The sequence below is a fragment of the Herbaspirillum lusitanum P6-12 genome (genome assembly GCF_000256565.1).
Taxonomy (GTDB): Bacteria; Pseudomonadota; Gammaproteobacteria; order Burkholderiales; family Burkholderiaceae_D; genus Herbaspirillum; species Herbaspirillum lusitanum.
On record NZ_AJHH01000109.1, the window covers coordinates 1 to 2,252 of the forward strand.

At 56.6% G+C, this 2,252-nt stretch carries 1 protein-coding gene and 2 pseudogenes; 1 reads left to right on the forward strand and 2 read right to left on the reverse strand.

The features are described 5' to 3' along the window. A pseudogene (locus HLUSI_RS26835) lies at positions 1 to 220 on the forward strand (methyl-accepting chemotaxis protein); the annotation flags it as partial. An 84-nt stretch (positions 221 to 304) separates the two neighbouring features. Here the strand turns inward: HLUSI_RS26835 and HLUSI_RS26840 are convergent. Together HLUSI_RS26840 and HLUSI_RS0103820 are read right to left on the reverse strand one after the other, a co-directional pair. Beyond that, the gene (locus HLUSI_RS26840) at positions 305 to 1,777 is read right to left on the reverse strand and encodes a 3-hydroxyacyl-CoA dehydrogenase NAD-binding domain-containing protein (RefSeq protein ID WP_083830834.1); all 1,473 of its coding nucleotides are present in this window, start codon (positions 1,775 to 1,777) and stop codon (positions 305 to 307) included. Between the two features lie 12 nt (positions 1,778 to 1,789). Beyond that, a pseudogene (locus tag HLUSI_RS0103820) lies at positions 1,790 to 2,252 on the reverse strand (acetyl-CoA C-acyltransferase); the annotation flags it as partial.

Here is a 2,252-nt window from a genome sequence, read left to right on the forward strand (position 1 = left end):
GGTCACGCAGCAAAACGCCGCCCTGGTGGAACAAGCCAGCGCTGCGGTCGGCACCTTGCAGGACCAGGCCGGCAGGCTCAACCAGGCAGTCGGCGTGTTCAGCCTGGAAGATCCGGCGCTGTCCGGCTCCGCCCGCATCGTGCCGCTGCGCCCGCTCGGCGGCGACGCCAAGGTGGTCAACCCGGCCTTGCAACTCAGGGATGAACGCCGCAGCGCCTGATCGTTCAAAAGATGTCACGTACGAAAACAAGCCTGCGCAAGCGGGCTTGTTTGTTTTGGCCGCGACCGATTTCGATGCCGACCGCTATTTGCGCGGCTTGCGTTTGCTGTTGCTCTTGCCGGCCTGTTTCCGGAACACCGCTTCGGCGTGTTGCAAAAACAGGCCGGCAAGGTGCGCATGAGGACGTTGCACGCCCCAGATGAAGCCGATCCGGCGCACCGGTGCGTGGCGCGGTAGCGGCACCCGCGCGATCGACAGGCCGCCTGACCACAGCGCCGACCAGTCGGGCAGCAGCGACACGCCGAGTCCATGGTCAACCATCACCGCAATTGACATCAGGCCATTGATCTCGAGCCGCTGGTGAGGACGGATGCCGTGGTCCCGCAAATAGCGATCGGCCAGCTGGAACGGGCCTTCGCTCCAGTTATATCCCCGCTGCATCGCTGTATCGACTGAAATCACATCGTCGGCGACACTGGGCGCCACTTCGCTCGAATAACACACAAGGTGCTTCAACACGCTCCAGGTATATCTGCCGGCGGCGCTGTCATGTTCACACAGTTTTCGCAGATTTTTTCCGGCAGTATCGAGAGCGTCAAGTGTTGGAGATTGCTCAAGGCGATATTCGCCAGAATTCAAATCGATGGTTTCGCGTATACGGTCTTTGCCTTTGCCGGTCTGACGATAAAAACCACCTTTGCCTTTTCGTCCGATCAATCCCTTTTCCAGCATCGTTCCGATAAAGCTGTTTTTTGTCAGATCAAAATGATGGTGGTCGTCGTCCTTAGGCAAAATATCAAGAAGACTGCGCCACACGAGAGGCACCAAATTGATTCCGACCAGATCAAACAAACCAAAGATGCCAGTTTTCGGGACGCCGAATCCGCGCGACATGACTGCATCGGCTTCTTCTACGGTCAAACCATGCTTGATTGCCTCGAGAGTTGCAACGGACATCCAATAATTGCCAATGCGATTGGCAATGAATCCTGGCTTGTCCCGGCAGTCGATGACGGTCTTTCCAAGAACTTCATCGCAGATCCGCCGCGTGCGCATGACGGTGCTGCGATGTGTTTCCGGCCCGGATACCAATTCCAGAAGACGCATGTAGCGAGGTGGATTGAAGAAGTGCGTAATGAGGAAATCGCCGGCGAACCTCTTGCCCAAACCTTCCGTCAAATGCGAAAGCGGGATAGTCGACGTGTTGGACGAGACGATAGAGTCGTCTTTGCGAACCGCCTCGATTGATTTGTACAAGTTCGATTTGACCGCCATGTCTTCAATAACCGCCTCAACGATCCAATCTGCATCAGCGACATCGGCGAAATCATCTTCAATATTCGCTGCGCGAACCAGGCTGGCATAGGCTGGAAGCATGAACCCGCCGGTTGCCAGTTGCCGTTGGATAGCATTCTCGGCGACCGAACTACGCCCTCCTTCTTTTGGAACGATGTCCATCAGAACTACATTCATGCCGGCGTTGGCAAGATGGGCCGCGATACCGGACCCCATGGATCCGGCGCCAATCACGACCGCCTTTTTAATGGATGTACCCATGTTGCTCTCCACTCAAGCCGTGCGTTCGACAACGAGGGCAATTCCCTGCCCACCGCCGATGCACATGGTGACCAGGCCATATCGTCCACCGATCCGCTTCAGTTCGTAAAGCGCTTTAATTGTGAGAATCGTACCGGTTGCACCCAACGGGTGCCCCAAAGCAACAGCGCCACCATTGGGATTAACCTTCTCCATCGGCAAATCAAGGCCGTCACAAACAGCCAATGCTTGAACCGCAAACGCCTCGTTGGATTCGATGACATCCAGATCCGAGATTCTCAGGCCTGCGCGGGCCAAGGCGACAGGAACCGCCTTTACTGGGCCGATGCCCATGATTTCTGCCGGAACGCCCGCATGACCCCAAGAGACAATGCGCCCCAGAGGCGTGATGTTGCGACGAGTGACTTCATCTCCCGTCATCAGAATGACAGCAGCGGCACCGTCATTGATCCCGGAAGAATTTCCTGCAGTGACC

Excerpts from the sequence above, each read along its gene's own strand:
- HLUSI_RS26840 (WP_083830834.1), bottom strand. The coding sequence starts at position 1,777 with ATGGGTACATCCATTAAAAAGGCGGTCGTGATTGGCGCCGGATCCATG.